The 25380-nt window shown below is 66.7% G+C and carries 21 protein-coding genes and 1 tRNA gene; 11 read left to right on the top strand and 11 right to left on the bottom strand.

The genetic code is table 11. The annotated features are described in order from the left end of the window. Positions 1-41: 41 nt before the first annotated feature. Positions 42-884 (bottom strand): bifunctional transcriptional activator/DNA repair enzyme AdaA, encoded by an 843-nt coding sequence (locus ABR323_RS15500; protein ID WP_439449955.1) that lies wholly within the window; start codon positions 882-884, stop codon positions 42-44. Between the two features lie 132 nt (positions 885-1016). On the opposite strand from ABR323_RS15500, the gene ABR323_RS15495 reads away from it, so the two are divergent. Then, positions 1017-1778 carry an SDR family oxidoreductase gene (locus ABR323_RS15495; RefSeq protein ID WP_439449954.1) on the top strand — a complete coding sequence of 254 codons (762 nt, stop codon included), beginning with the start codon at positions 1017-1019 and terminating at the stop codon, positions 1776-1778. A gap of 6 nt (positions 1779-1784) precedes the next feature. Here ABR323_RS15495 and ABR323_RS15490 read toward each other — a convergent pair whose 3' ends face one another. After that, the gene (locus tag ABR323_RS15490) at positions 1785-2270 is read right to left on the bottom strand and encodes a hypothetical protein (RefSeq protein WP_439449953.1); all 486 of its coding nucleotides are present in this window, start codon (positions 2268-2270) and stop codon (positions 1785-1787) included. A 128-nt stretch (positions 2271-2398) separates the two neighbouring features. Between ABR323_RS15490 and ABR323_RS15485 the strand changes: the two genes are divergently transcribed. Further along, complete coding sequence (locus tag ABR323_RS15485; protein WP_439449952.1) at positions 2399-3154, top strand: hypothetical protein; 756 nt, start codon at positions 2399-2401, stop codon at positions 3152-3154. Positions 3155-3258: 104 nt separating this feature from the next. Then, positions 3259-3432 carry a hypothetical protein gene (locus tag ABR323_RS15480; RefSeq protein WP_439449951.1) on the top strand — a complete coding sequence of 58 codons (174 nt, stop codon included), beginning with the start codon at positions 3259-3261 and terminating at the stop codon, positions 3430-3432. 174 nt (positions 3433-3606) lie between these two features. Here ABR323_RS15480 and ABR323_RS15475 read toward each other — a convergent pair whose 3' ends face one another. The 5 genes from ABR323_RS15475 to ABR323_RS15455 form a co-directional block, all read right to left on the bottom strand. Further along, a complete protein-coding gene (locus ABR323_RS15475) occupies positions 3607-4755 on the bottom strand; it encodes an acyltransferase family protein (RefSeq protein WP_439449950.1) in 1149 nt (382 codons plus the stop codon). Between the two features lie 409 nt (positions 4756-5164). Then, a tRNA-Ala gene (locus ABR323_RS15470) sits at positions 5165-5240 on the bottom strand. Between the two features lie 87 nt (positions 5241-5327). Further along, a complete protein-coding gene (locus ABR323_RS15465) occupies positions 5328-6254 on the bottom strand; it encodes an alpha/beta hydrolase (protein ID WP_439449949.1) in 927 nt (308 codons plus the stop codon). Beyond that, positions 6244-7137: an alpha/beta fold hydrolase gene (locus ABR323_RS15460; protein ID WP_135274545.1), complete on the bottom strand. Its 894-nt coding sequence runs from the start codon at positions 7135-7137 to the stop codon at positions 6244-6246. The genes ABR323_RS15465 and ABR323_RS15460 overlap by 11 nt, the downstream gene beginning before the upstream one ends. A gap of 21 nt (positions 7138-7158) precedes the next feature. Then, a complete protein-coding gene (locus ABR323_RS15455; protein ID WP_439449948.1) occupies positions 7159-8214 on the bottom strand; it encodes a sugar phosphate isomerase/epimerase family protein in 1056 nt (351 codons plus the stop codon). A gap of 102 nt (positions 8215-8316) precedes the next feature. On the opposite strand from ABR323_RS15455, the gene ABR323_RS15450 reads away from it, so the two are divergent. Both ABR323_RS15450 and ABR323_RS15445 read left to right on the top strand, forming a co-directional pair. Next, positions 8317-8895 carry a TetR/AcrR family transcriptional regulator gene (locus ABR323_RS15450; protein WP_439449947.1) on the top strand — a complete coding sequence of 193 codons (579 nt, stop codon included), beginning with the start codon at positions 8317-8319 and terminating at the stop codon, positions 8893-8895. Between the two features lie 222 nt (positions 8896-9117). Beyond that, positions 9118-11448 carry a TonB-dependent receptor gene (locus tag ABR323_RS15445; RefSeq protein ID WP_135274542.1) on the top strand — a complete coding sequence of 777 codons (2331 nt, stop codon included), beginning with the start codon at positions 9118-9120 and terminating at the stop codon, positions 11446-11448. 146 nt (positions 11449-11594) lie between these two features. On the opposite strand, the gene ABR323_RS15440 is transcribed toward ABR323_RS15445, so the two are convergent. Together ABR323_RS15440 and rnd are read right to left on the bottom strand one after the other, a co-directional pair. Continuing rightward, positions 11595-12650, bottom strand: coding sequence for a serine hydrolase domain-containing protein (locus ABR323_RS15440; protein ID WP_439449946.1), 1056 nt, complete (start codon positions 12648-12650; stop codon positions 11595-11597). A 418-nt stretch (positions 12651-13068) separates the two neighbouring features. After that, positions 13069-14148: a ribonuclease D gene (gene rnd / locus ABR323_RS15435; protein ID WP_439449945.1), complete on the bottom strand. Its 1080-nt coding sequence runs from the start codon at positions 14146-14148 to the stop codon at positions 13069-13071. A gap of 84 nt (positions 14149-14232) precedes the next feature. Here rnd and ABR323_RS15430 point away from each other — a divergent pair, with 84 nt between their 5' ends. Continuing rightward, the gene (locus tag ABR323_RS15430; RefSeq protein ID WP_439449944.1) at positions 14233-16119 is read left to right on the top strand and encodes a formylglycine-generating enzyme family protein; all 1887 of its coding nucleotides are present in this window, start codon (positions 14233-14235) and stop codon (positions 16117-16119) included. Between the two features lie 88 nt (positions 16120-16207). Next, positions 16208-17104, top strand: a complete 897-nt coding sequence (locus ABR323_RS15425; RefSeq protein WP_439449943.1) for a M48 family metallopeptidase — start codon at positions 16208-16210, stop codon at positions 17102-17104. A gap of 180 nt (positions 17105-17284) precedes the next feature. Here the strand turns inward: ABR323_RS15425 and xseA are convergent, their stop codons facing one another. Both xseA and queG read right to left on the bottom strand, forming a co-directional pair. After that, positions 17285-18616 carry an exodeoxyribonuclease VII large subunit gene (gene xseA / locus ABR323_RS15420; RefSeq protein WP_439449942.1) on the bottom strand — a complete coding sequence of 444 codons (1332 nt, stop codon included), beginning with the start codon at positions 18614-18616 and terminating at the stop codon, positions 17285-17287. Positions 18617-18660: 44 nt separating this feature from the next. Then, positions 18661-19731, bottom strand: coding sequence for a tRNA epoxyqueuosine(34) reductase QueG (queG, locus tag ABR323_RS15415; RefSeq protein WP_439449941.1), 1071 nt, complete (start codon positions 19729-19731; stop codon positions 18661-18663). Between the two features lie 23 nt (positions 19732-19754). Here queG and ABR323_RS15410 point away from each other — a divergent pair, with 23 nt between their 5' ends. The 4 genes from ABR323_RS15410 (at position 19755) to mutL (ending at position 25378) form a co-directional block, all read left to right on the top strand. Continuing rightward, complete coding sequence (locus ABR323_RS15410; protein ID WP_439449940.1) at positions 19755-21239, top strand: NAD(P)H-hydrate dehydratase; 1485 nt, start codon at positions 19755-19757, stop codon at positions 21237-21239. After that, the gene (gene tsaE, locus ABR323_RS15405; RefSeq protein ID WP_439449939.1) at positions 21236-21718 is read left to right on the top strand and encodes a tRNA (adenosine(37)-N6)-threonylcarbamoyltransferase complex ATPase subunit type 1 TsaE; all 483 of its coding nucleotides are present in this window, start codon (positions 21236-21238) and stop codon (positions 21716-21718) included. The genes ABR323_RS15410 and tsaE overlap by 4 nt, the downstream gene beginning before the upstream one ends. Positions 21719-21800: 82 nt before the next feature. Then, positions 21801-23375 (top strand): N-acetylmuramoyl-L-alanine amidase, encoded by a 1575-nt coding sequence (locus ABR323_RS15400; RefSeq protein ID WP_439449938.1) that lies wholly within the window; start codon positions 21801-21803, stop codon positions 23373-23375. Between the two features lie 98 nt (positions 23376-23473). Beyond that, a complete protein-coding gene (gene mutL / locus ABR323_RS15395) occupies positions 23474-25378 on the top strand; it encodes a DNA mismatch repair endonuclease MutL (protein WP_439449937.1) in 1905 nt (634 codons plus the stop codon). Positions 25379-25380: the final 2 nt, after the last annotated feature.

The raw sequence follows: 25380 nt of genomic DNA, 5'->3' as shown, positions 1-25380 counted from the left end.
CTACCAGAAGCTGGGCGTGCCGACCAAGGTCGGCACCCACTTCAGGCAGTCGAGGCCTTTTCCCGGCGCAGCAGTTCGAGCTTGCGCGCAACGCCCCAGGCGTAGCCGGACAGGTCACCGTCGCGGCGTACGACCCGGTGGCAGGGCACTGCCACCGCCAGCGGGTTGCTGGCGCATGCGCGTGCTACGGCACGGCTTGAGCGGGGAGCGCCGATGCGTGCGGCAATATCCGCATACGATGCCGTCTGTCCAAGCGGGATCTGCTGCAGTGCCTGCCACACCCGCTGCTGGAAGGCGGTGCCGCGGATATCCAGTGGCAAGGTGGCGCCCCGCAAGGGATCCTCGACCAGGCCGACCACCTGTGCCACCAGCTGCTCATAGCCGCTGTCGGCACCCACCAGCTCGGCCTGGCGGAAGCGTTGCTGCAGTGACTGCAGCAGCGACTCCGGATCGTCGCCGAGCAGGATCGCGACCACGCCGGTGGCACTGCTGGCCACCAGCACGCTGCCCAGCGAGCTCTGGGCAAGCGCGAAGTGGATGACTTCGCCGCGACCACCGGCACGCCATTGCTTCGGCGTCATGCCCAGCAACTTCGGTGCGTTCTCGTAGAAGCGCCCGCTGGAGCCGAAGCCGGCATCGTGGAAGGCGTCGGTGATGCGTTCCTGCTGCTGAAGCCCGGTGCGCAGGCGGTCGGCGCGCAGGGCCGCAGCGTACTGCTTCGGGGTCAATCCGGTGGCCAGCTTGAACAGCCGGTGCAGCCGGGTCGGGCTGCAGCCGGCAATGTCCGCCAGCTCCTGCAGCGTAGGCTCGTCAAGGCTGGTCTGCAGGTGGCGGCAGACCCGTTCAATGCGGGCATCGATGACGGTGGTGGCAGTGCTGTCCATGGCGCGATTCTGGCACGTGCGGGGGAGGTGGAAACTCCGTTTCCTGCACCTGTACGCGGGGCCCGGAAACGGAGTGTCGGCGGTTCAGGTGCAAGGCATCGTGGTGGCTACTCCATAGCTGGAACAGCGACCATGCGCCTGAATAACAAAATCGCTCTCATCACCGGTGCCAGCGCCGGCATTGGCCGCGCCAGCGCGCTGCGCTTTGCCGCCGAAGGGGCGAAGCTGGTGCTCAATGCACGTCGGTCGCAGCCGCTGCACGAACTGGCCGAGCAGATCCGTGTTGCTGGCGGAGAGGTGGTGGTGCATGCGGCCGACGTGGCCGATCCGGCCACGGCACCGGCACTGGTGGAACTGGCCCAGCAAGCATTCGGCGGCCTGGACATCGCCTTCAACAATGCCGGCATGCTCGGTCCGGGCGTGCCGGCGGCGGAGTTCCCGGTGGACGCCTGGCGTGAGGTGATGACCACCAACCTCGATGCGGCCTTCCATGCGGCGCGTGCGCAGTTGCCGGCGCTGTTGGCGCGCGGTGGTGGCTCGCTGGTGTTTGTCGGCACCTTCGTCGGCCATACCGTGGGATTCCCGGGCATGGCCGCCTATGCGTCGAGCAAGGCCGGGTTGATCGGCCTGAGCCAGGTGATTGCCGCCGAGTACGGTGCGCGCGGCGTGCGCAGCAATGTGCTGCTGCCCGGTGGTACCGATACCGAGATGGGCCGGCAGGCGGCGCCCACCGGTGATGCACGTGACTTCGTGCGCTCGCTGCATGCGCTCAAGCGCTTGGCCGAGCCGGAGGAGATCGCCAATGCGGCGTTGTTCCTGGCCAGCGATGAAAGCAGTTTCGTTACCGGTACCGCGATGCGCGTGGAGGGCGGGGTGTCGATCACCCGTACCTGAGCGGGGTCACCGACGTGGCCGGTAGCAGATGCCGCTGCTGGCCATGAAGCCCTTCGGATCGAAACGGGCCCAGGCCTCGCCCCAGTCGAAGCGGGCGTGGCCGCCGGCCAGCTTGCGCCCCAGCGCCGCGCTGAGCGTGCGCTTCATGAAGGCGACTTCGACGTCGATGGCCGCCTGGGTCGGCCAGCCGTCTTCCAGCGTCGCACCGGGCAGACTGACACCCATCGTCACCATGTCCAGCTGTTGCCCGTGGAAGCACAGGCTGATGCCAGCGGGCGCACCGCCCAGACTGAGCCGGTGCAGGCTGAGCCAATGATAGCCGGTGCCGACATCGCGCTCGCCATGCATCAGCGTGACGAAGGCGATGCGTGCCTCCTCCAGTGAGAGGGTGGGGCTGATCAACGTCGGCAGGTTGCCGAGCTGGATGCTGCCGTCGCTCGCATTGAGGAGCATCGGCACGACGTGGGCTGCGTGCTGGGCAGAAGAGGGCATGGCGTAACCGGTAGGCATGTTGCCGTAGATTCTGGGCACGACGCATGCCTCGCGGCAAACCAGGGGCGCTGGTTGCCGATGGCAAGATGGAGCATGCTTTGCACGACCGTTGATGATCAGGATCGTGCATGGCCCCGCTCCACACCGCGAATGCGCGCGATATCGACTGGTCTGCATTGCAGGCGGCGTACGGCCACGCAGGTGAAGCCGGTCAGTTGATGGTCGCCCTGCAGGATGCGGCGCACCAGCAGGACTGGGGGGAACTGTGGTCCCATCTATGCCACCAGGGCACGGTGTATCCGGCCAGCCATGCGGCGCTGCCGGTGTTGCTGGGGATTGCCCGGCAGCCGGATCGCTTCGATGCGGATGGTCCCCTGCTGCTGGCCGGGGCCATCGTGGCTGGCTCGGTGCTGGACGATCCGGGGCTGCGGCCATGTTCGACCACGATCGAGGCATTAATCGAAGCGGTGGAGGCCCGCTTGAGCCTGCCGGTGACAGACGAGGATGAGTGGCTGGGTGCACGGCGCGCGCTGCGTCAGGCCTGGCTCGGGTTGAAGGGCGAGAAAGCGTGGTCACTGCATCTGGATCGGTTGGAGGAAGGCGAGCTGGTCGGCGAGTGCGACGGCTGCGGTGCCGATCTGTATGCCGAGTTCGACCAGGAGGCTCCCTATCTGTGCCACGAGGACCCGGTTCACGGGCCGCCCGCGGCTCGCACCCCGCTGCAGGCGGGAGCGCCGGTGAACTTGGCGGAGCAGTGGTTGCTGCAGCAGGCCCTGCACGATGGCGATCACGAAGCCGTGCGGCTGCTGGGGCTGGCTTTCGGGCGGGCGCCGTGCAGTGCATGCGGCCGCATGTTCAGCGTGCGCAGCTGCGTGGAAGCCTGAGGCGGGCCGGCTGCACACGGTGTTCGCGCCGGACTGACCTGCGGCTTACCCGATGCGCTCTAGCGTGGAGCCGACGTCGGACTCCACCGGCGAAGGAGTGTTCGATGAGTGAGCGCGACAACGACCAGGGCGATCTGAAGCAGGGTATCCAGGAAAGCCGCCAGGACCAGAAGCAGGACGATGTGGCCAAGCAGCGGCCGGGGCAGCGCGATCAACAGGTACGCGATTCGCACTCACGCAGCCCGCAGCGCAAGGACGGTGGCGAGGAGCCGGCCTGAGTGGCGGCGCTGAAAAGAAAAAACCCGCAGATCACGGAGATCTACGGGTTCTTCTGAATAGTGGTGGAGCCAACCGAAACTGCAGCGTTGGGTGAAGTCTCTGTGCTGCAATGGTTTGGAGATCAACGCAACCCAGAGGAGTCTGAGAAGAGTCGCGTGGACTCTACCAAGTACTCAGGACGCCTTTAGGATTGCTGCTGGCTTGTAGAATGCGGCGTAGGCAGACAGCGCCCGCTTCCTGACCCACTCGCTGAGACCCGCTTCGAGATATCGATGCGACACGGCGGCCAGTGCCAACGAGAGGCTGGCCAGCATCAGCATGAACCACACATTGTTCATGAAGCTGGCCGTCGATTCACCCCAGAACAATTGATATGCGGGGTGTATGACAAAGGGGTGTACCAGGTAGAGGGAGAACGAGACGTTGCCGGTCCAGACCAGAGATCGGGGCCATTGGATCTCCATGGTTTTGCTTCCGATGGCCAGCACGAACAGCAGAACCGCATATGGAATGCCCCAGCCGGTGAGTCCGAACTTCGGAGACACGTTGTTGATAAGGAACCAGACCAGAACCGACAGGGCCACCGTAGCGAGCAGGAATGCCGTTGTCTTCGAGATGGTGAAACTGGTGAGGTAGATCCTGCCGATCACAACGCCAATGAAGAACTCCCAGAGCATGGGGTTGGTGGCAAAGTTGAGTACCCCATGGAACCCGTAGTCGACGTAGGCATCCAGGGACGGGCTCGACACCAGCATGGGAAACGCCAGCAACAGAGCTACCGCAATTGCAGTCAGTGCGATCCAGCGCAGGCGCCCGAACAACATGGAGAGGGCAAACAAAGCGTAGAAGTAGACTTCATAATTGATCGTCCAGCCAACGTGTAGCACGGAGCCACCAAAGTAGGGGGCCTTGGAGCCGAAATTGGTTGGAATCATCAGCACTGACCGCAGGATCTGGCTGGGTTGGGTCATGATGTCGATGTGGCCGACATGGTTGCCCATTGCAAGCATCATCGGCACATACAGTGCGGTCGCAACAAGGTAGACCGGGAACACCCTGGCCACCCGCTTGATCAGAAAGCCCGCCGCGTCATCGAAGCCGCCTGCCGCACTGCGCGTGGCATAGACCATGATGAACCCGGAGATCATGAAGAAAAGATCCACGCCTGAAGCGCCGATCATTGAGAAGACGTGCTCGATGCCCGGTTCCTTGGACTGCGGCTGATAGCCCACTCCGTGGTAAAAAACGACCAGCAAGGCGGCGATTCCACGCAGAGCCTGGATCACGTCAAGCTTGTAGTCGCCCAGAGAGTTCTGCTTCATTTGGATGCGTCTTCCATGGCGTTATGGCTGACGATATTTTAACTTGCCGCTGAACCAAAGTGGTGGCATTTCCTGGAGTCTGGGACATTGGCTCGCCGGAAATTGGCTGCCGTTCTCACTGCCGGGCAGTCAGGGGCACGAACGCGTTCGCGCTGAATGTTTGAACCCCATGCGGGCCTCGGTCGCGGCGGCACTTCAGGGTAGACCCCTGGCGGCAGGTGCTTCACCTTCCCATCGAAGCGAATTTCATCCGTCACCAGCCGCTGCCTGCCGGAGATATCTCCAGATAGCCCCCACCGTTTCACCAGCTGCAACGCATTGGACCGGTCTGCACCGTGCAACGAAAAAGGCCGGAAGCCCTGTTATTTCAGGAGTTCCGGCCTTCTGAGTGCGTTGCCGCACTGAATAGTGGTGGAGCCAAGGAGGATCGAACTCCTGACCTCGTCATTGCGAACGACGCGCTCTCCCAGCTGAGCTATGGCCCCACGGCAGGGTTTCAGTGTAGCGCCGCCTGTGGGGCTTGCCAAGCGGCCCGCGGGGTGGCGGGGTTGGCCCCGCCACCCCCTGCTTGTTCAGGCCAGTGCCTGACGCAGGTGAGCGCCCGCGCGCTGTACTGCCACGTCGGTGGAGACAGTTACCCCGTGCAGATGGATGCAGGCATGGATCATTCCCGGCAACCGCTCCAGCGTGCACGCCACGTTCGCAGACTGCAGGCGTGCGGCGTACTGTTCGGCCTCATCACGTAGCGGGTCGTGCTCGCAGCTGAGCACGGAGGCGGGTGCCAGACCACGCAGGTCCGTTGCAAGGGCTGGCGAGGCCAGTGCGGGCGGCGTATCCATGTCACCCAGGTAAGCCTGCCAGCAACGCTGCATCAGTTCGGCACTGAGGTAATACCCACTGGCGTACTCGCTGTAAGAGCCGGAGCCCATGCCGGCATCCAGTGCTGGGTACAGCAGCAGCTGGTGGCGCGGCTGCGGCAGGCCGATCTCACGCAACAGCAGGCAGCAGGCGGCGGCGAGATTGCCACCGGCACTGTCGCCCCCGATCGCCAGCCGCTGTGGGTCCAGACCGAGGCGATCCGCATTGGCCTGCAGCCATTGCCAGGCGTCGGCGATGTCGTGCAGCGGCACCGGGAACGGGTGCTCCGGCGCCAGCCGGTAGCCGACGGCGACGATCACGCAGCCACCGGCATTGGCCAGCGCACGGCAGGGGCCGTCATAGACCGCCAGCGAGCACTGGAACCAGCCGCCACCGTGAGCGAACAGCAGTGCCGGCGCTGGTTCGTCGGGCAATCCTTCCGGTGTGTAGAAGCGGACGTCCAGCGCATGCCCGTCGCGTGCGATCACCGTGTGTTCGATCACATGCGCAACCGGCTCCGGTGCGCCCTGCAGTTGTGGCAGCGCGCTCTCGCTGATCGCCCGCAGTTCACGCAGGTCCTCCGGCAGCGGATGGGCCGCGACGGCGTCGACGAACTGCTGCAGTGCCGGTTCAAGCTGCATGGCGTGCCTCCTGCAGGAAGGGCAGCAGCTGTGCCAGGAACGCCTGCGGTGCTTCTTCCATGATGAAGTGGCCGCAGCCCGGCACGATGCTGCCGCGCACATCATCGGCATGCGGTTGCAGGGTCAGCATCGGTGCATCGCCGGTTGCATGCTCGGCGCCGATCGCCAGCACCGGCATCGGCAGCCGGCGCTGTGCGCGCAGCTTGTTCTGGCGGATCGTTTCCGGAATCGCGCGGTACCAGGCGAAGCCGGCGCGCAATGCGCCCGGACGGCTGTAAGCGGCAATGTAGGTATCGGCAGCCACTGCATCGCGCCGGTACGACCAGCGGTCGAACATGAATTCCAGGTAGGCGCGTTCGCGGCCGGTGATGAGTGCCTCGGGCAGGTCGGCCACCTGGTTGAACATGAAGTGCCAGAGGAAGATGTTGTCAGCCGGTGCGGCGAAGATGCCCGGCTCGGGCGCCAGGCCGGGAATCACCGCCTCGGTGACTGCCAGCTGACGCACGGCCTGCGGCTGGTCGCTGGCCAGTGCGTAGGCGATCCACATGCCGATGTCATGGCCGACCACCTGGTAGCGTTCGTGGCCGAGGGCCTGCATGGTCTGGTGCAGTACAGCGGCGGCACTGCCGGTATCGTAGCCATGGGCGGGACGATCGGATTCGCCGATGCCCGGCGGATCGACCGCGATCGCTTCGAAACCGGCCTCGGCCAATGCGTGCAGCACGTGGCGCCAGGCGTACCAGGTCTGCGGCCAGCCTGGAATCAGCAGCACCGGCTCACCGTGGCCGGCAGACACGCAATGCACGCGCTGGCCATCGATGCGCAGGTAATGGTGGCGCAGGGACGCGTCGCCGGCAGCGCCAGCGGAAAGGGAAGACGTCATGGGGGAATGCTCCGTTGGGGCTCAGGCGATGCCGAGCATGTGCTGCATCTGTGCGGTGCTGATCGGTGCACCGGCGAAGTCGTCGAAGATCTTGTCGGTGACCGGGATGATGTGGTCACGGATGAAGGCGGCACCTTCGCGCGCACCGGCTTCCTGGTCCTTCAGGCAGCACTCCCATTCCAGCGTTGCCCAGCCGGCGTAGTCGTACTGGGCCAGCTTGGAGAAGATCGACTTGAAATCGACCTGGCCATCGCCCAGCGAGCGGAAACGGCCGGCACGCTCGGTCCAGTCGGCGTAGCCACCGTAGATGCCCTGGCGCCCGTTGGGGCGGAATTCGGCGTCCTTGACATGGAACATGCGGATCAGCGGGTGGTAGATGTCCAGGTACTGCAGGTAGTCCAGCTGCTGCAGCACGAAGTGGCTGGGATCGAACAGGATGCGGCAGCGATCATGCTGGCCTACGCGTTCGTAGAAGCGCTCGAAACTGGTGCCGTCGTGCAGGTCTTCGCTGGGGTGGATCTCGTAGCAGAGGTTGATGCCGTTGTCCTCGCAGGTATCGAGAATCGGCCGCCAGCGACGTGCCAGTTCATCGAACGCTGCGTCGATCAGGCCCGGCGGGCGCTGCGGGAACGGGAACAGATACGGCCATGCGAACGAGCCGGAGAAGGTGCCCATGTCCTGCAGGCCGAGACGGCGCGACGCACGGGCGGCCAGGTGCAGCTGCTGCTGCGCCCATTCGCTGCGGGCCTTCGGATTGCCGCGCAGTGCCTCGGGTGCGAAGCCATCGCAGAGCTCGTCGTAGGCCGGATGCACGGCGACCAGCTGGCCGAGGATGTGGGTGGTCAGCTCACTGACCTGCAGGCCGTGCTCGGCCAGGGTGCCGCGAATGTCATCGCAATAGTCCTGGCTGTCGGCGGCGGTGGCCAGGTCGAACAGGCGTGCATCCCAAGCGGGAATCTGCAGCGCCTTGAAACCATGGCCGGCGGCCCACTCGGCAATGCCGGCGAGTGAGTTGAACGGGGCCTGGTCGCCAGCGAACTGCGCCAGGTGCAGGCTGGGGCCCTTGAGGGTTTGCATGTGTTGCTCCAATTGTTTGTCGGTCGACAAAGAATAGGCGCGGCCCGCGCGGTGGTCAACACCCGCGTTACACTGCGCGCCTCACCAGTGCAGGCAGGGCAGATGGCAGGGCGACCGCGCGAATTCGACAGGGACCAGGCATTGCGCAAGGCGATGTTGCTGTTCTGGCAGCACGGCTATGAGGGCACCTCGATGTCGGCTCTGGTCGAAGAGCTTGGCATTGCTTCGGCGCGCATCTACGCCGCGTTCGGCAGCAAGGAGCAGCTGTTCCGCGAAGCGGTGGCGCTGTACGAGGATGGCGAGGGTGGCTTTGCGCCGCGCGCGCTGGAGCAGGCGTCACTGCGCGATGCGATCGGCGGCATGCTGCGTGATGCCGTGCTGACCTACACCCGGCGCGGGCGCCCGCATGGTTGCCTGGTGGTGTCTTCGGCCAGCAGCGTGTCGCCGGATGGCGAAGGCGTGCGGGATTGGCTGGCCAGCCATCGCCGCCAGCGAACGGCATCGATCATTGCGCGCCTGCAGCAGGCCCAGGCCGACGGCGAACTGTCTGAGGGGGCAACGGTGCAGGCGCTGGGCGATCATTTCGCCACGGTGCTGCATGGCATTTCGGTGCAGGCCCGTGACGGCATCAGCCGTGAGCGGTTGCTGGCGATGGTCGATGTGGCGTTGAGCCCGCTGTAAAAGGGGACGGAGGGGATTAAGTCGTTTCTGGCATGCGTGGCGGATCGCTCCGCATACTGCGCGTGGAGGCCCAGCACTGTGCCGAATACGCCTTATTCCCCTCCGTCCCCTTTCGCGCAACGAAATCGTAACAATTTGGGAGATAATGATGACTTGCGCAGTCATCCTCCTATTTGCCGCCCGGCCCGCGCAGGCCGCACGGACGCCTCCTCAGAGCATTCCATGCCCTCCCATACCGATTCCCGCCGCCTGTCGGGTACGTCGTCTTCCTTCGTTTCCTTCCGCCGCCACCCGCTGGCGCTGGCCTGTGCTGGCCTGGCCCTGGCTGCCAGCTTCGGCGCCGCCGCGCAGGACAGCGCGCCGACCCCGACCGGCCTGGACACCATCACCGTAACCGCCGAACACCGCGAGCAGAACCTGCAGGAAGTGCCGGTTTCGGTCGGCGTTGTGCAGGGTGAGCGCATGCGCGACTTCACCGCCGGCGGCGACGACACCCTGCTGGCGCTGTCCGGTCGCGTGCCGAGCCTGTATGCGGAAACCACCACCGGCCGCATCTTCCCGCGCTTCTACATCCGCGGCCTGGGCAATATCGACTTCTACCTGGGTGCCTCGCAGCCGGTGTCGATCATCCAGGACGACGTGGTGCTGGAACACGTGGTGCTGAAGTCCAACCCGGTCTATGACGTGGACCAGGTGGAAGTGCTGCGCGGCCCGCAGGGCTCGCTGTTCGGCCGCAACACCACCGCCGGCATCGTCAAGTTCGACACCTTGAAGCCGACCCAGGAATACAGCGGCCGCGTCAGCGCCAGCTATGCGACCTACAACAGCGTGTCGATCGACGGCGGCTTCGGCGGACCGATCAACGACATCGCCTCGTTCCGCGTGTCGGCCCTGTACCAGCACCGCGACGACTACGTCGACAACACCTACAAGGGCCCGAGCGCGGACGGCACGGTCAGCCCGAAGAAGAACGCCATGGGCGGCTTCGACGACCGCAACGTGCGTGCGCAGCTGCTGCTGACCCCGAGCGACCAGTTCTCGATCCTGGCCTCGGCCCACGCCCGCGACTACGAAGGCACCTCGACCCTGTTCCTGCGCAGCGCGCTGACCAAGGGTTCGAACAAGACCGACGTGCCGCGCGACAAGGTCGCCTACGACGAAGCCGACAACAACCCGCAGGCGTACAAGACCTACGGTGGTTCGGTGAAGGCGCGCTATGACTTCGGCGCGATCGACTTCACCTCGATCACTGCCTACGAAACCACCTCCGGCTACAGCCGCGGCGACACCGACGGCGGTGCCGCGGTGAACTTCCCGGTCAACGGCGTGCCGAACGGCTACGGCCAGTCGATGGGCCGCATCCGCGATCTGGACCAGTGGACCCAGGAATTCCGCCTGGCCAGCCATGACGACAGCGCCCTGCAGTGGCAGGCCGGTGCGTTCTACTTCAACGGCAGCGACACCACCGACTTCTACCAGCGCGCGTGGTTCCTGCAGGGTGCGGCCCGCAACCCGAACAACTGGGTGCGCCTGCGCAACAAGAACACCTCGTGGGCCGGTTTCGGCCAGCTGAGCTACGCCTTCACCGACAAGTTCACCGTCACCGCCGGCCTGCGCCAGACCAAGGATGAGAAGCACACCCGTCTGCTGAAGACCGCCGATACCGCCGCCGGCGCGGTCACCTACAAGGGCCGCACCGACGTCAAGATGTCCGATACCACGCCGAGCTGGGACCTGAGCGCGATGTATCAGTTCACCCCGAACGTGAGCGTCTACGCCAAGGTTGCGCGCGGCTTCCGCGGCCCGACCATCCAGGGCCGTTCGGCGGTGTTCAATGCCGACTTCACCACTGCCGATTCCGAGACGATCCTGTCCTGGGAAGCGGGCGTGAAGAGCAGCCTGTGGGACAACCGCCTGCGCCTGAACGCCACCGCGTTCACCTACACCGTCAACGACATCCAGCTCAACGGCAATGATTCGGACGGCAACGGCGTGCTGTTCAACGCCGACAAGGCCAAGGCCTACGGCTTCGAAGCCGACATGGAACTGCGCCCGATCCCGAACCTGACCCTGAGCGCCGGCCTGAGCCTGCTGCACAGCGAGATCAAGGACAAGCGTGTGTACGCGCAGGTCTGCGGCCTCAACGGCCAGGTGGTCTGCACCGTCGGCGACCCGACCATCAAGGTCGGTGCCAACACCTTCGCCCAGATCGATGGCAACCCGCTGCCGAACGCGCCGAAGTACAACGTCAACCTGGCCGCCCGCTACGACTTCCCGGTCAGCGACGCTGGCACCATGTTCGTGTCCACCGACTGGAACAAGCAGGGTTACACCAGCTTCGTGCTGTACGACAGCAAGGAGTTCAACTCCAAGGGTGACTTCGAGGGTGGCCTGAAGATCGGCTACTCGGGCAACTACGGTGCCTACGAAGTGGCGCTGTTCGCGCGCAACATCACCAACGAGAAGAACCTCAAGGGTGTGATCGAGAACTACATGGCCGCGGTCTACAACGAGCCGCGCACCGTTGGCGTCTCGCTGAACATGAACTGGTAATGCGCTGCAACCGGTACCGCATGCGGTACCGGCCAATGCAGTTGCAGTTACCAACAAACGCCCTGCCTGTGCAGGGCGTTTGTCTTTGCGGGGCATGCGTTGAAGCTTGATGTGACGCCTGCCAGATTCAGCGCGTCATGGCAGAACTACTTGGCAGCAGGTACAGCGACAGGCGCCAGTTCGGCGAACAATCCGCCGAGAACGCCCATGGTGGCTTTGTCCGCGCCCATGTCTTCGGCAGCGTTGGCGATGGCGATCACGCCACTGTTCTGCCCGGGGAACAGCACCACCCACGCCAACCAGTTGCCATCGGAGCCGCCGTGCACCAGAACCGGACCCTGTCGGCCGGCGATGGAGCGCTGTACGCCCCAGTCCAGGCCTGAGGGGCTGCCGGGCTGCGCGGCCTGCATCAGCGCGTAGGAGGCCGGTGTCAGCAGCGTGCCCTTGCCGTGGCTGCCGGCGAGCTGATCGATGGCGAACAGTGCCAGATCCTGCAGCCGCATGTGCAGATTGCCGGCGGCGGTGTAGATCGGTGGCACGCCATCATCTGACTTCTGCGGCGCGGTGGTGACCGGCTTGCCGCCGCGATGGCCCAGCGGCTGCCCGGCGGGGGTTGCTCCGAATCCGGCACCGGTCATCTGCAGGGGCTGGAATACCTCGCGCTGGATCAGTGTTTCCACGTCTTTGCCAGTGGCGCGTTCGGCGATCACTGCCGCAATCAGGAAGCCGCTGTTGCTATAGGCAAATTCAGTGCCGGGCGCGTGCAGCGGCGCTTCTGCCAGCGCAGCCTTGATGTACGCCTCGCGCTGCACGGGCAGGGGGCGTTTGTCGGTGAAGAAGGCATCCAGTGCGACGCCGTCGGTGAGGTTTTCCGGTAGACCTGCCCGGTGCGACAGCAACTGCACCAGCGTGACATTGCGGTAGGCCGGCTGCATCGTCGAAGCCAGATCCGGAAGCAATGTCGACAGCGGTGTGTCCCACTTCAACACGCCCTGCTCGACAAGACGCGCGACCATCGCAACGGTGATCGGCTTGCCGGTCGAACCGATCATCCAGCTGTCGGCGGTGCCGGCGGCGACCTTGCCATCGTTGCGGCGCAGACCGCTTACGGCCTGCTCGGCGATCCTGCCGTCGCGGATCACCAGTACAGCCAGTGCCGGCGTTGCCGTGCACTGCATGGCCTGTTCGATACGTGTCTGCAAGTCGTCAGCCGCGCTGGCACTGGCGACAAAGCACAGGAGTGAGAGGCACAGCCAGCGGTGCAGGTGGCGCACGGCGCGGGGGGGAGAAGCTGCGGTCCGTTGGGAGATGATCGTGTGCATGGGAGTCCTTTGCGCAGCAGCGTGGGCAGGACCGGCACCGACGGCGTTGGCCCTGCGGGATGCGCCTCCGGCACCGCCTTGATCAGGCGTGTGGGTTGGCGTGCGATTCACTCTTGCACGTCCCCAATGCAGACAAATGTGCCTGCGGTCATGTTGATGAACCGCTCGTCGCGATCACGTTGCCGTACGTACAGGATCGCTGCACGTAGGCTCATGCATTGTGATCAGCGCCGTACCTTCCTGCCGGCGAAGCAGCACTCAATGCGGCGCGATGCTGGCGCGCGACGAGACGGCGGGCTTACCGGGTGGGCAGCAGCGGTGCCAGTACCGGTTCCAGCTCCTGCTGGCGCCAGCCGGCCAATGCGGCGGGCCACTGACGACGTTCCAGATAGCTTTCCAGGTGCTTGCGCGAGGCCAGCACGCCATCTGGCAGGCCCAGTTCGCGGCTGCGCTCGGCGACCGCGTCCTGCAGCTTCTTCAGGGCCTGCTTGTTGCTGTCGTTGGCCGGCAGCGCCAGCGGTGCCTCGGCCTCATCGGCCAGCGGCGTATCCAGTGCCTGCCACACCGCATCCGCCAGCTTGCGCGGTGCCTTCGGGAACTGTTCGAACAACGCACCCAGCGCGGCGGCATTGGCCGGTGGCGTGCGCGCCAGGGTGGCGGCCAGTTCGTTGTCCAGGATCCAGCTGCGCGGTCGGTCGCTGCTGCGCGCCTGCACATCACGCCAGCGCAGCAGGCGCAGCAGGCGGTGCTGGGCGGCGGCATCAAGGAACTGCGCCGAGCGCATCGCCAGGTGCGGCCAGCGGTCGTCGTCGTTGGCGACGCTGGCCAGCAGGCGCTCGCCGTCGTCGTGCAGCCACTGCTGACGCCCCAGAGCCTGCAGTTTGGCGTCGATGGCGTCATGCATCGCGAACAGGTGCTCGACATCGTCTGCGGCGTACTGCAGTTGAGACTCCGACAGCGGCCGGCGCATCCAGTCCGAGCGGGTCTCGCCCTTGGCCAGCGCCACTCCGGTGATTTCCGCGACCAGCTTCTGGTAGCCCATGCCGCCACCGATGCCGGCCAGCGACGCGCCAATCTGGGTGTCGAACAGCGGACGCGGCAGCACGCCGCATGCCCACTTGAAGGCGACCAGGTCTTCGCTGGCGCTGTGCATTACCTTGACGATCGATTCATCGGCCAGCCACGGCGCCAGCGCCTCGGTCATGCCGGGAATCAGCGGGTCGATCAGCAGGATGTCCTGGCCGACCGCCATCTGTACTAGGGCCAGCTGCGGCCAGAAGGTGCGTTCACGGATGAATTCGGTGTCCAGGCCGATGCGGGAGGGGCGCTGCTGGAAGTACGCATCCAGCTCGTCGGGGGTGGTGATCCAGATTGCCACGGGTCAGGGCCTACTACTCGGGTTTGCTCAGGCAGGGGAGAATAGCCTAACGTCGGTCCGCGTCCGTGCCGAAGGAGATCCCGCTTGCGTTTTCCGCTGTCGTCCGTGCTGTGCACCGCCCTGGTCGTGGCCTTGGCCGGTTGCACGCCGTCGCCCCCCGCGGCGGCGGACCGGACGCCTGCCGGTGAGGTGCGTGCGGCTGCGGACAAGGGCGCCGATGACAGCCCGCAGGAGGCCCGGGGCAGGGTGACCATCGCCGGCGAGGATGCCGCCGAGGACGTGCAGCAGTGGACGCCACCACGGGTGGACCGGCAGGGCCGCAGCCTGGCGCAGTTGCGGCGTGCCGCCGCGCAGGCGTACGCCGATGGCCGGTTGTACGAGGATGCCGACGCGGCCATCCCACTGTGGCTGGCCGTTCAGGAAGAAGATCCGGATGACCGCCAGGCGCGACTGGGCCTGCAGCGCGCCCGACAGCGCCTGCAGCAGCAGGCCGATGCGCTGCTGGTGCGGCCGCTGAAGCAGCGCGAGGCATTGGCAGAAGCCAGCCGCCAGGCGCTGGTGCTGCTGACCCTGGCGCCCAAGGACGAGAAGGTGCGCGCGCTGCAGGGCCGGGTCGAAAACGCGCAGCGCGTGGTGGCCTACAACCGTGCCGGCGAAGATGATCTGCGCGCCGACCGGATTGGCGAGGACGGTGACGGTGCCATTGGGAATTTCCGTGAGGCGCTGGCGCTGGACGAACACAACAGCCGTGCGCGGCAGGGGTTGGCGGCAGCCGAGAGCGGGCTGATCCGCCGCGCCGAAGAGGCTGCGCGCGCACGTGATTTCGCCAGCGCCGGCACCTGGCTGGCCGAGGCCAGCAAGGTCCGCGACTCGTCGCCGACCATCGCCGATGCGTTCGAGCGCATCGAGCAGATCCGCGCGGCCGTGCTGCTGCAGCTGCGTGACGATGGCCTGCGTGACCTGACCTCGCCGCAGGGCCTGAAGCCGGCGCGCGAGAAGCTGGGCGAAGCCCTGCGCATCGCCCTGCCGGGTGACACGGTGGTGGCCCAGCTGCGTGAGCGCATCGACCTGGCCACGCACTACGGTAGTTTCCGTCCGGGCCAGGTGTTCAGCGATGCGATGCGCGACGGGGGACGCGGCCCGCAGATGGTGGTGGTCCCGCATGGCGGTTTCCAGATGGGCGCCGGTGATGCGGAGCCGGGCTCCGCTGATTCCGAGCGGCCCTCGCATTACGTGCGTTTCGATCGCGGCTTCGCGATGGCGATCACCGAGGTCACAGTGGGCGATTTCGAGCGCTACGTGAAGGCGACCAACGCGCGGCCACGCGCGACCCGTCGCGGCCATTCGGTGGTCTATGACGAGCGCAGCGGCAATTTCATCCGCCGTAGCGGCGTGGACTGGCGTTCGGACTACGACGGTGGCCGCGCGATGGCCAATTCGCCGGTGATGCACGTCAGCATCCGCGATGCCGAGAACTATGCGGCATGGTTGTCCGAGCAGACCGGTCGCAGCTATCGGCTGCCCAGTGAGGCTGAGTTCGAGTACGCGCTGCGTGGTGGCAGCAGCGGCCGCTATCCGTGGGGCGATGCCGGCATACCGCCGCCGGGCAGCGGCAACTTCACCGGCAGCAAGGACGTGTCGCCGTCCGGGCGACACTGGCACAACGCCTTCGTCGGCTATGGCGACGGCTGGTGGGGACCGGCACCGGTGGCCAGCTTCCGGGCCAATGCGTTCGGCCTGCACGACATGGGCGGCAATCTCAGCGAGTGGGTGGCTGATTGCTGGCATGCCAGCTACCGGCGTGCACCCTCCGATGGCGCGGCCTGGTTCAACCCGGGCTGCCGGGCACGCGTGATCCGTGGCGGCAACTGGGCCAACGCGCCGGAGCAGACCCGCGCCGCCTGGCGGCAATCGCAGGACTCGGACACCACCAACGCACGTATCGGCTTCCGCCTGGTGCGGGGCATCTGATCGGCATCCGGCTTCACCCGCGACGGACATCGGCGCACTAAGATTGCGCCGTACCCGCCGGCCGGCGGGGCTGCTGGAAGATCTCCCAATGAGCAACGATCCCTTTTCCCGCTCGCCGCAGGGCCCGCAGCGGCGCGGCCTGTTCGGCAACATCCGTTGGTGGGTGCTGCTGCTGGCCGCCGGCTACGCCGCGTTCTACTGGTTTTCCAATCGAACGGTCGATCCCTACACCGGCGAGAAGGTGATGATCGACAGCAGCCTGGATGCGCGCCAGGAGACCGCGCTGGGGCTGCAGGCCTACCAGCAGATCCTGTCGCAGGAACGGCCGATGGACCCGAATGCGCCGATCGCGCGCGATGTGCGTGACATCGCCCAGCGGCTGATCGCCAAGGTCGAAGTGGTGGAGACCGCGCTGGCGCAGGAGCATGGCGTGCAGCCGGCGCATTTCGCGCGGGATTTCCAGTGGGAAGTGAACGTGATTCCCTCCGAGCAGGCCAATGCGTTCTGCCTGCCGGGCGGCAAGATGGCGGTCTACACGGGCCTGGTGCCGGTGGCGCGCACTCGCGATGCGATGGCGGTGGTGATGGGCCATGAAATCGCCCATGCGCTGTTGCGGCATGGTGCACAGCGCATGGCCCAGCAGAAGCTGACCCAGATCGGGCAGGTGGCCGGCGCGGCCAGCGGCATGGACGCGCAGCAGCAACAGATGATGATGTCGGCGATGGGCTACGGCTACCTGCTGCCGTACGCGCGCAGCCACGAGACCCAGGCTGACGAAGTGGGGCTGATGCTGGCGGCGGCGGCCTGCTTCGATCCGCGCGAGGCAGTGCCGCTGTGGCAACGCATGGGCCAGGCCAGCGGTGGCCAGTCGCCGCCGGAGTTTTCCTCGACCCACCCCAATCCGGGCACCCGCATCCAGAACCTGCAGGCGCTGATGCCGAAGGCCCTCGAGTACCGGCAGACGTTCTGCGAGCAGGCAAAGTAGGGTTGTTCGGCAGGCTGCACCCCGCCTTCGACAGATCTCCGCGATCTGCAGTAGATCCACGCCATGCGTGGATGTTTTTCGATCTCAGTTCGAAGTATTCGATTTCGATGGAGATTCGTCCACGCATGGCGTGGATCTACTGGCCAGCGGGAAACTGGGCGCAGCCTGCCGAACAACCCTCTACTTGACCTGCACGTCGATCACGCCATCGCCAACGCGGGCCTGCAGTGCGTCACCGGGCTGTACCTGATCGATCTGGCGAACCAGCGTGCCATCGTCACTGCGGGTAAGGATGCTGTAGCCACGGGCCACGGTCGCCAGCGGGCTGACCGCTTCCAGTGAACGCGCCAGCCCGCGCAGGCGCAGCGCATCGCGGTCCAGTCGGCGCTGCATCGCCGCCTGCGGCCGCCCACGCAGGGCAGCCAGTCGGCGCTGCATCGCGTCGAGCTGGCGCTGCGGATGGTGACCGCGCAGTACCGCGGCTGCATGGCGCAAGCGTGCGGCACGGCGTTCCCGCTGCTGGTTGAAGGCGGCATGCAGGCGACGGCCCAGATCCAGCTGGCGACGGCGCAGCAGGTCCAGCCGGGCCTGCGGGCTCTGCGCGTTCAGACGCAGCAGGGCCCGGTCGGCTCGCTGCATGGCCTGCTGCATCGCATGCCGTTGCAGCTGCACCATGCGCGCCGCCGTGCGGCGCAGGCGCAGGGCCAGTTCGCGCTGGTCCGGAACCAGTAGTTCGGCGGCCACTGATGGCGTCGGCGCGCGCAGATCGGCGGCAAAGTCGCTCAGGCTGAAGTCGGTCTCATGACCCACCGCCGACACCACCGGGGTGCCGCTGGCAGCGATCGCACGGGCCAGTGCTTCATCGTTGAACGCCCACAGGTCTTCCAGTGACCCGCCACCGCGCGTCAACAGGATCACGTCGTAGCGGCCGCTGGCATCGGCGGCCTGCAGCAGCCGGGTGATCTGCGCGGCAGCGCTGCTGCCCTGTACCAGGGTCGGCAGCAGGTCCACTTCCAGCAGCGGGAAGCGGCGGCCAAGCACGCTCAGTACGTCGCGCACGGCAGCACCCGTGGGCGAGGTAATCACCGCCAGGCGCTGCACATGCACCGGCATCGGCCGCTTGCGCGCCGGGTCGAACAGGCCTTCTGCCTCCAGGCGTGCCTTCAGCTCCTCGAAGGCGCGGCGCAGCGCACCTTCGCCGGCTTCTTCCATGTGGTCCAGCACCATCTGGTACTCGCCACGGGCGTCGTACAGGGTCACCTTGCCACGCACCAGCACGCGCATGCCTTCGCGCGGCACGAACTTCAGGTACTGCGCCTTCATCCGGAACATCGCCGCACGCAACTGCGCGCGCGCGTCCTTCAGGGTGAAATAGAGGTGCCCGGAGGAAGGACGCGCCACGCTGCCCAGCTCGGCCTCGACCCAGATCGCCGGGAAGCTGCCTTCCAGCAGGTCTCGGGCCAGGGTGTTGAGCTGGCTGGGGGTGAGGATGTCGTTGTTGCGTGGCTGCATGGGAACGGCGTGCTGCGGGCGGAACGGGGGCTCAGGATCGCACGTCAGCGCGCCGTGTGCTGGCCCAGCGCCCACTGCACGTGCTCGCGCACCAGCGGCGAGGGATCGCCGACGCGGGTCTGCAACGCGGCCAACGCTTCGGCCGAGGACGGTGCATTGCCCAGCGCCACGGCGATGTTGCGCAGCCAGCGCTCATGGCCGCTGCGCCGGATCGGACTGCCTTCGGTACGGCGCAGGAACTCGGCTTCATCCCAGGCGAACAGCTGGTCCAGGCGCGCGGTATCGAGGTTGTTGCGCGCGCGGAAATCGGCTTCGTCGGTGCGCTTGGCGAACTTGTTCCAGGGGCAGACCAGCTGGCAGTCGTCGCAGCCGTAGATGCGGTTGCCGATCAACGGGCGCATCTCTTCAGGGATGGCACCGTCGTGCTCGATGGTCAGGTAGGAAATACAGCGCCGCGCGTCCAGCCGCTGGGGGCCGGTAATGGCCTGGGTCGGGCAGACATCGATACAGCGCGTACACGTGCCGCAGTGCGCAGTGGCCGGCGCATCGATCGGCAACGGGATGTCGATGTAGATCTCGCCGATGAAGAACCAGGAACCGCCATGGCGGTCTATCAGGCAGGTGTGCTTGCCGATCCAGCCGAGCCCAGCGTTGCGGGCCAGTGCGCGTTCCAGCACGGGGGCGGAATCGACGAACACGCGGTAGCCCAGTGGCGCTACTTCGTCGTTGATCTGCGTGGCCAGCTTCTGCAGGCGGTTGCGCATCAGCTTGTGGTAGTCGCGGCCCAGGGCGTAACGGGCCACGTAGGCGCGGCCCGGGTCGGCCAGGGTCGCCCAGGCTTCGGTGTCGTCCTTGTGGCTGTAGTCCATGCCTACCGAGATCACCCGTACGGTGCCGGGCAGCAGTTCGGCCGGGCGTGCGCGCAGGGTGCCGTGGCGCGCCATCCAGTCCATCGTGCCGTACAGGCCCTGGCCCAACCAGTCGGCCAGGTGTGCTTCATCCTCGCCCAGCTCGATGCCGGCGATGCCGCAGCGCTGGAAGCCATGTGCACGGGCCAGCTCGCGGATGCGCTGCACGGCCTGGGCCGGATCGACAGGGGTGGGGGCGGGGAACATGTGCACCAGTATAAAATCCCTGCATGGCCAACCTTGCCGATCTTTTCGATTCCGCTGCCGCGCGTGCGCTCGATGCGCAGGCCTCGGTGCTGGCCGCCGAGGGCGGTTGGGGCCTGATGGCGCAGGCCGGCCAGGCCGCCTGGCAGCGCCTGCTCCAGCATTGGCCGCAGGCACAGCGGATCGGCGTGGTGGTCGGTGCGGGCAACAACGGCGGCGATGGCCATGTGCTGGCCCGTCACGCGCTGCAGGCCGGGCGCGAGGTGATGGTGATCGCCTTGCCGGGGAAGTCGCCGTCAACCGTGCTGGCACAGCGTGCAGCATCGGAATTCAAGTCCGACGGCGGCACCATCACCGATTTCGACGGCGTGCTGCCCGAGGCCGATATCTGGGTTGATGCCCTGTTCGGTCTGGGCTTCGATCGCGCGCCGGAAGGCGTGGCGCAGGCGCTGATTGTCGCGCTCAACGCGCAGGCGGCACCGGTATTGGCGCTGGACGTCCCCAGTGGCGTCGATGCCGATCGCGGTGCCGTACCGGGCGTGGCGGTGAAGGCCGCTTTGACCCTGCAGTTCATCGTGCCGCATCGCGGGCTGTATACCGGCGATGCGCTGGATCATTGCGGGCGGAAGGCGCTGGCGCCGCTGCAGCTGCCTGCGGCCGCATGGCAGGGCGTGTCACCCGCCGCAGAGCACTGGACCCAGGCTCGCTTGCCGGCCCTGCTGCCGCCGCGCCGCGCCAATACCCACAAGGGCGAATCCGGGCACGTGCTGTGCGTGGGCGGCAACCACGGCAGCGGCGGCGCCATCGCAATGGCAGCCGAAGCGGCGCTGCGGGCGGGCGCGGGCCTGATCAGCCTCGGCACCCGCCGCGACCATGTCGGCCCGATGCTGGCGCGCCTGCCGGAGGCGATGACCCACGCGCTGGAAGATGGCGATGTGCTGCCGGCACTGCTGGACAAGGCCAAAGTGGTGGCGATCGGCCCCGGCCTGGGCCAGGACGAGTGGGCACGCGCGCTGTTTATGCGGGTGCTGGCCAGTGCCAGGCCGCTGGTGGTCGACGCCGATGCCCTGAACCTGCTGGCGCAGGATCCGCGTGCGCTGCCGGACGCCATCCTCACTCCGCATCCGGGCGAGGCCGCGCGCCTGCTCGGCTGCAGCACGTCTGACATCCAGGCTGACCGCTACACCTGTGCACAGGCGCTGGCCGAACGTTTCCACGCGGTGGTGGTGCTGAAAGGGGCCGGCAGCATCGTCGCTGCGCCTGGGCAGCGGCCACGACTGATTGCCGCCGGTAATCCCGGCATGGCCGTTGGTGGCATGGGTGACCTGCTGACCGGCATCATCGCCAGCCTGCGCGCGCAAGGCCTGACCGCTTTCGAAGCCGCCGCCGCTGGCGCGCTGCTGCATGCGCTCGCCGGCGACGTCGCTGCCGCCGATGGAATGCGCGGCCTGCTTCCTACAGATCTGCTGGCGCCCTTGCGGCGACTGGCCAACCCGGAACTTTCTCCATGACTGATTTCTTCCTTGCCGACAGCGATGCCACCGAACTGCTCGGGCAGTGGCTGGCGGCGACCCGGCCGCCGCAGGCACTGATCGAACTGCGCGGCGACCTGGGTGCCGGCAAGTCCACCACCGCCCGCGCATTGCTGCGCGCGCTGGGCGTACAGGGGGCGATCCGCAGCCCGACCTATACCCTGGTCGAGCGCTATCCGCTGGCCAGTGGTGGCGAGGCGTGGCACCTGGACCTGTATCGCATCGGTCAGGCCGGTGAACTGGATTTTCTCGGCCTGGACGAGGGTAGTGCGGTGCTGTGGCTGGTCGAATGGCCCGAGCGGGGTGCCGGCGCGCTGCCACCCACTGACCTGGTGGTTGCCCTGGAAATCGAGGGGCAAGGGCGGCGCGTTCGTCTCACTGGGGTCAGCGATGCAGGACATGAATGGCTGGAACGGCTTCCTGATGGAGGCGACTTGCAGGTCATTTCTGTCGGCTGACGAGAACAAACACCGGCAGGTTACGGATTATTAAGGAAAAAGGTGTTGCATTCCGTTCAGCGCGGTGATTGAATCCTGAGCCATGCGCCCGGGGAACCGTCTCATTGCCATCTGTGCCGCCGTCGGACTGAGTCTGGCGAGCGTCAGTGCGTGGGCCGGCGAAGTCCGCCAGGTCCTGCTGAATACGGGTGCCACCGGCACCCGTGCCGAGATCTCGCTGGTGGGCAGCGGTGGCTACAAGACCTTGTCGTTGGCGGGTCCGAACCGGCTGGTAGTGGATTTCCCGGATTCCAGCGCCATTCGCAACCTGAAGATGCCGGCGGCGCAGGGTGTGGTCACGGCCGTGCGCACTGGACAGCCGGTACCAGGCACTTTCCGTGTCGTTTTCGACCTTGCTGAATCCGTGGCACCGTTCCGCCCGCAGATGCAGCGCGAGGGCAATGAATCCAAGCTGGTGATCGAATGGCCGGGTGATGGCCCGGCCGTGGCCGCCAGCCGCCCGGCGGCAACGCCGACCGTTGCACCGCCAGCACCGGCCGCCGCACCGGCGCCGACGCCGACGCCGGCGGAAAGCATGCAGTCGCGTTCCGACGCCGCGCGTGCCACTGCACTGCTGACGGCACAGGTGCAACAGCAGGCCAGTGCGGCGGCTGCCGCACCGGCTACGCCGACGCCGGCACCGTCCACAGCACCGGCCCAGGTCGCTGCCGCCGGTACCACCGCCAGCAGCACGCCTTCATCCTCGCCGGCTGCGATCCTCGCTGGCCAGCGCACGGCTGCGGTAGTGACCAACCCGCCACCGGCGGCCCCCGCACCGGCACCGGTACAGACGACGGTTGTGCCGCCGCGCCCGGTCATGCCCAGCGATGCATCGCGCATCCGCATGCAGGCTGGCATGCGTCATCTGGTGGTGGCGATCGATCCCGGTCACGGCGGCCAGGATCCGGGCGCAATCGGACCGACCGGCAAGCGCGAGAAGGATGTGACCCTGGCCGTGGCGCGTGAACTGGCCCGCCAGGTCAATGCGACGCCGGGCCTGAAGGCCTACCTGACCCGCGACAGCGATGTGTTCATTCCGCTGCCGATGCGCGCGCAGAAGGCGCGTGCGAACAAGGCCGACATCTTCATTTCGATCCACGCCGACGCGGCCGAGAACCGCTCGGCCACCGGTTCGTCGGTATATGTGCTGTCGACCAAGGGCGCCTCTTCGCAGCGCGCCCGCTGGCTGGCGGACAAGGAAAACGCCGCTGACCTGGTCGGTGGCGTGCGCCTGCAGCAGACCGAGGGCACCTTGGCCAACGTGCTGCTGGACCTGGCCCAGAGCGGCTACATGAAGGCGTCCGAGGATGCGGCTGGCCACGTGCTGGGTGGTCTGAAGCGGATCGGCAACAACCACAAGCCGAACATCGAGCGCGCCAACTTCGCGGTGCTGCGCACTTCGGACATGCCGGCGATGCTGGTGGAAACCGCGTTCATCTCCAACCCGGATGAAGAGCGTCGCCTGATCGATCCGGCCTACCAGCGCAAGATCGCCGGTGCCGTGCTGGACGGCGTGCATACCTTCTTCAGCCGCCAGCCGCCGCCGGGCACGCTGTATGCCGCCCGCGCCCAGGCCGAGATCGATGCTGCCGGCACGATGGCCGGCGGCAGCAAGTAACCCGTGGTACGCATTGCATAGGGTAGCGCCGGGCCATGCCCGGCGGACGTGCGGCTCCGCTATCATCGCCCCATGAAGTCTGCTGCCCACTCCGTCCCATGAGCGCGCCCGGTCCGCGCCCGATCCGGCCATTGCCGGACATCCTGATCAACCAGATCGCTGCCGGCGAAGTGGTCGAACGGCCAGCGTCGGTGGTCAAGGAACTGGTCGAGAACGCGATCGATGCCGGCGCCAGCCGCGTTGATATCGATCTTGAAGAGGGCGGTGTACGCCTGATCCGCATCCGCGACAACGGCAGTGGCATCGCGCCCGAGCAGTTGCCACTGGCGGTATCGCGGCATGCCACCAGCAAGATCGCCGATCTGGACGACCTCGAATCGGTGGCCACGCTGGGCTTCCGCGGCGAAGCACTGCCGTCGATCGCCTCGGTCAGCCGCTTCACCCTGTCCTCGCGTCGCGCCCATGACGAGCATGGCTCGGCGCTGCAGATCGAAGGCGGCAAGATCGGCGAGGTGACCCCGCGTGCGCATGCGCCGGGCACCACGGTGGAAGTGCGCGAGCTGTTCTACAACGTGCCGGCACGGCGCAAGTTCCTGCGCGCCGAGCGCACCGAGCTGGGCCATATCGAAGAGTGGCTGCGTTCGCTGGCACTGGCGCGGCCGGATGTCGAGCTGCGGGTGTCGCACAATGGCAAGGCGTCACGCCGTTACAAGCCGGGCGATCTGTACTCCGATACACGATTGGCTGAAACACTGGGCGAGGACTTCGCCAGCCAGGCTGTGCGCGTGGATCACAGCGGTGCCGGGCTGCGCCTGCACGGCTGGATCGCGCAGCCCCATTATTCGCGGGCCAGCGCCGACCAGCAGTACCTGTACGTCAACGGCCGTTCGGTGCGCGACCGCAGCGTCGCCCACGCGGTGAAGATGGCCTACGGCGACGTGCTGTACCACGGCCGTCAACCGGCTTATGTGCTGTTCCTTGAGCTGGATCCGACCCGTGTCGACGTCAATGTGCATCCGGCCAAGCATGAAGTGCGTTTCCGTGATTCGCGCCTGGTCCATGACTTCGTCTACCGCACGCTGAAGGATGCGCTGGCCGATACCCGTGCCGGCATGTCGGCGCAGGAGATCGGTGCTGGCGCCGTGCATCCGGTGGATGCGGCCACGGCATCGATGGCATCGAGCGCGGGTGCCTCCGGTTTCGGACTGGTGCGCGGTGCTGCGCCGGGTGCTGGTTCGAGTGGTGGCGGCGGTGGATTGTCGGGGTGGCGCCCGCAGCAGCCGTTGGGCCTGCAGGTGGCTGATGCACCGGCGGCCTATGCCGCGCTGTATGCCGCACCGGGTGGCGCCGAACGTGGTGCCGCGCTGCCACCGATGCCCACCGAGAACGGACTGCCGGTCACCAGCGCCGACGCTGGCGTGCCGCCACTGGGCTATGCGATCGCGCAGCTGCACGGCATCTACATCCTGGCCGAGAATGCGGAAGGCCTGATCGTGGTCGACATGCATGCGGCGCACGAGCGCATCGGCTACGAGCGGCTGAAGAACGCGCACGATGGCATCGGCCTGCAGTCACAGCCGATGCTGGTGCCGATCACGCTGGCGGTGGGCGAGCGCGAGGCCGATACCGCCGAGAGCGAGGCTGAGACACTGGCCGCACTCGGCTTCGAGGTGACCCGCGCTGGCCCCGGCTCACTGCATGTGCGCAGTATCCCGGCACTGCTGGCACACGCCGAACCGGAAGGCCTGCTGCGCGACGTACTGACCGACCTGCGTGAGCATGGCCAGAGCCGCCGCGTGGCAACGGCACGTGACGAGCTGCTGTCGACGATGGCCTGCCACGGTGCGGTGCGTGCCAACCGGCGGTTGACCGTGCCGGAAATGAACGCGCTGCTGCGCGACATGGAAATCACCGAGCGGTCCGGCCAGTGCAACCACGGCCGACCGACCTGGGCCCGTTTTTCGCTGGCGGAGATCGACCGCTGGTTCCTGCGCGGACGTTGAGG

It is taken from the genome of Stenotrophomonas sp. ATs4 (genome assembly GCF_051861585.1).
GTDB classification, from domain to species: Bacteria; Pseudomonadota; Gammaproteobacteria; order Xanthomonadales; family Xanthomonadaceae; genus Stenotrophomonas; species Stenotrophomonas maltophilia_AS.
Note: the sequence above shows the minus strand (reverse complement) of the source record. Positions and strands in the feature narration are given on the sequence as shown.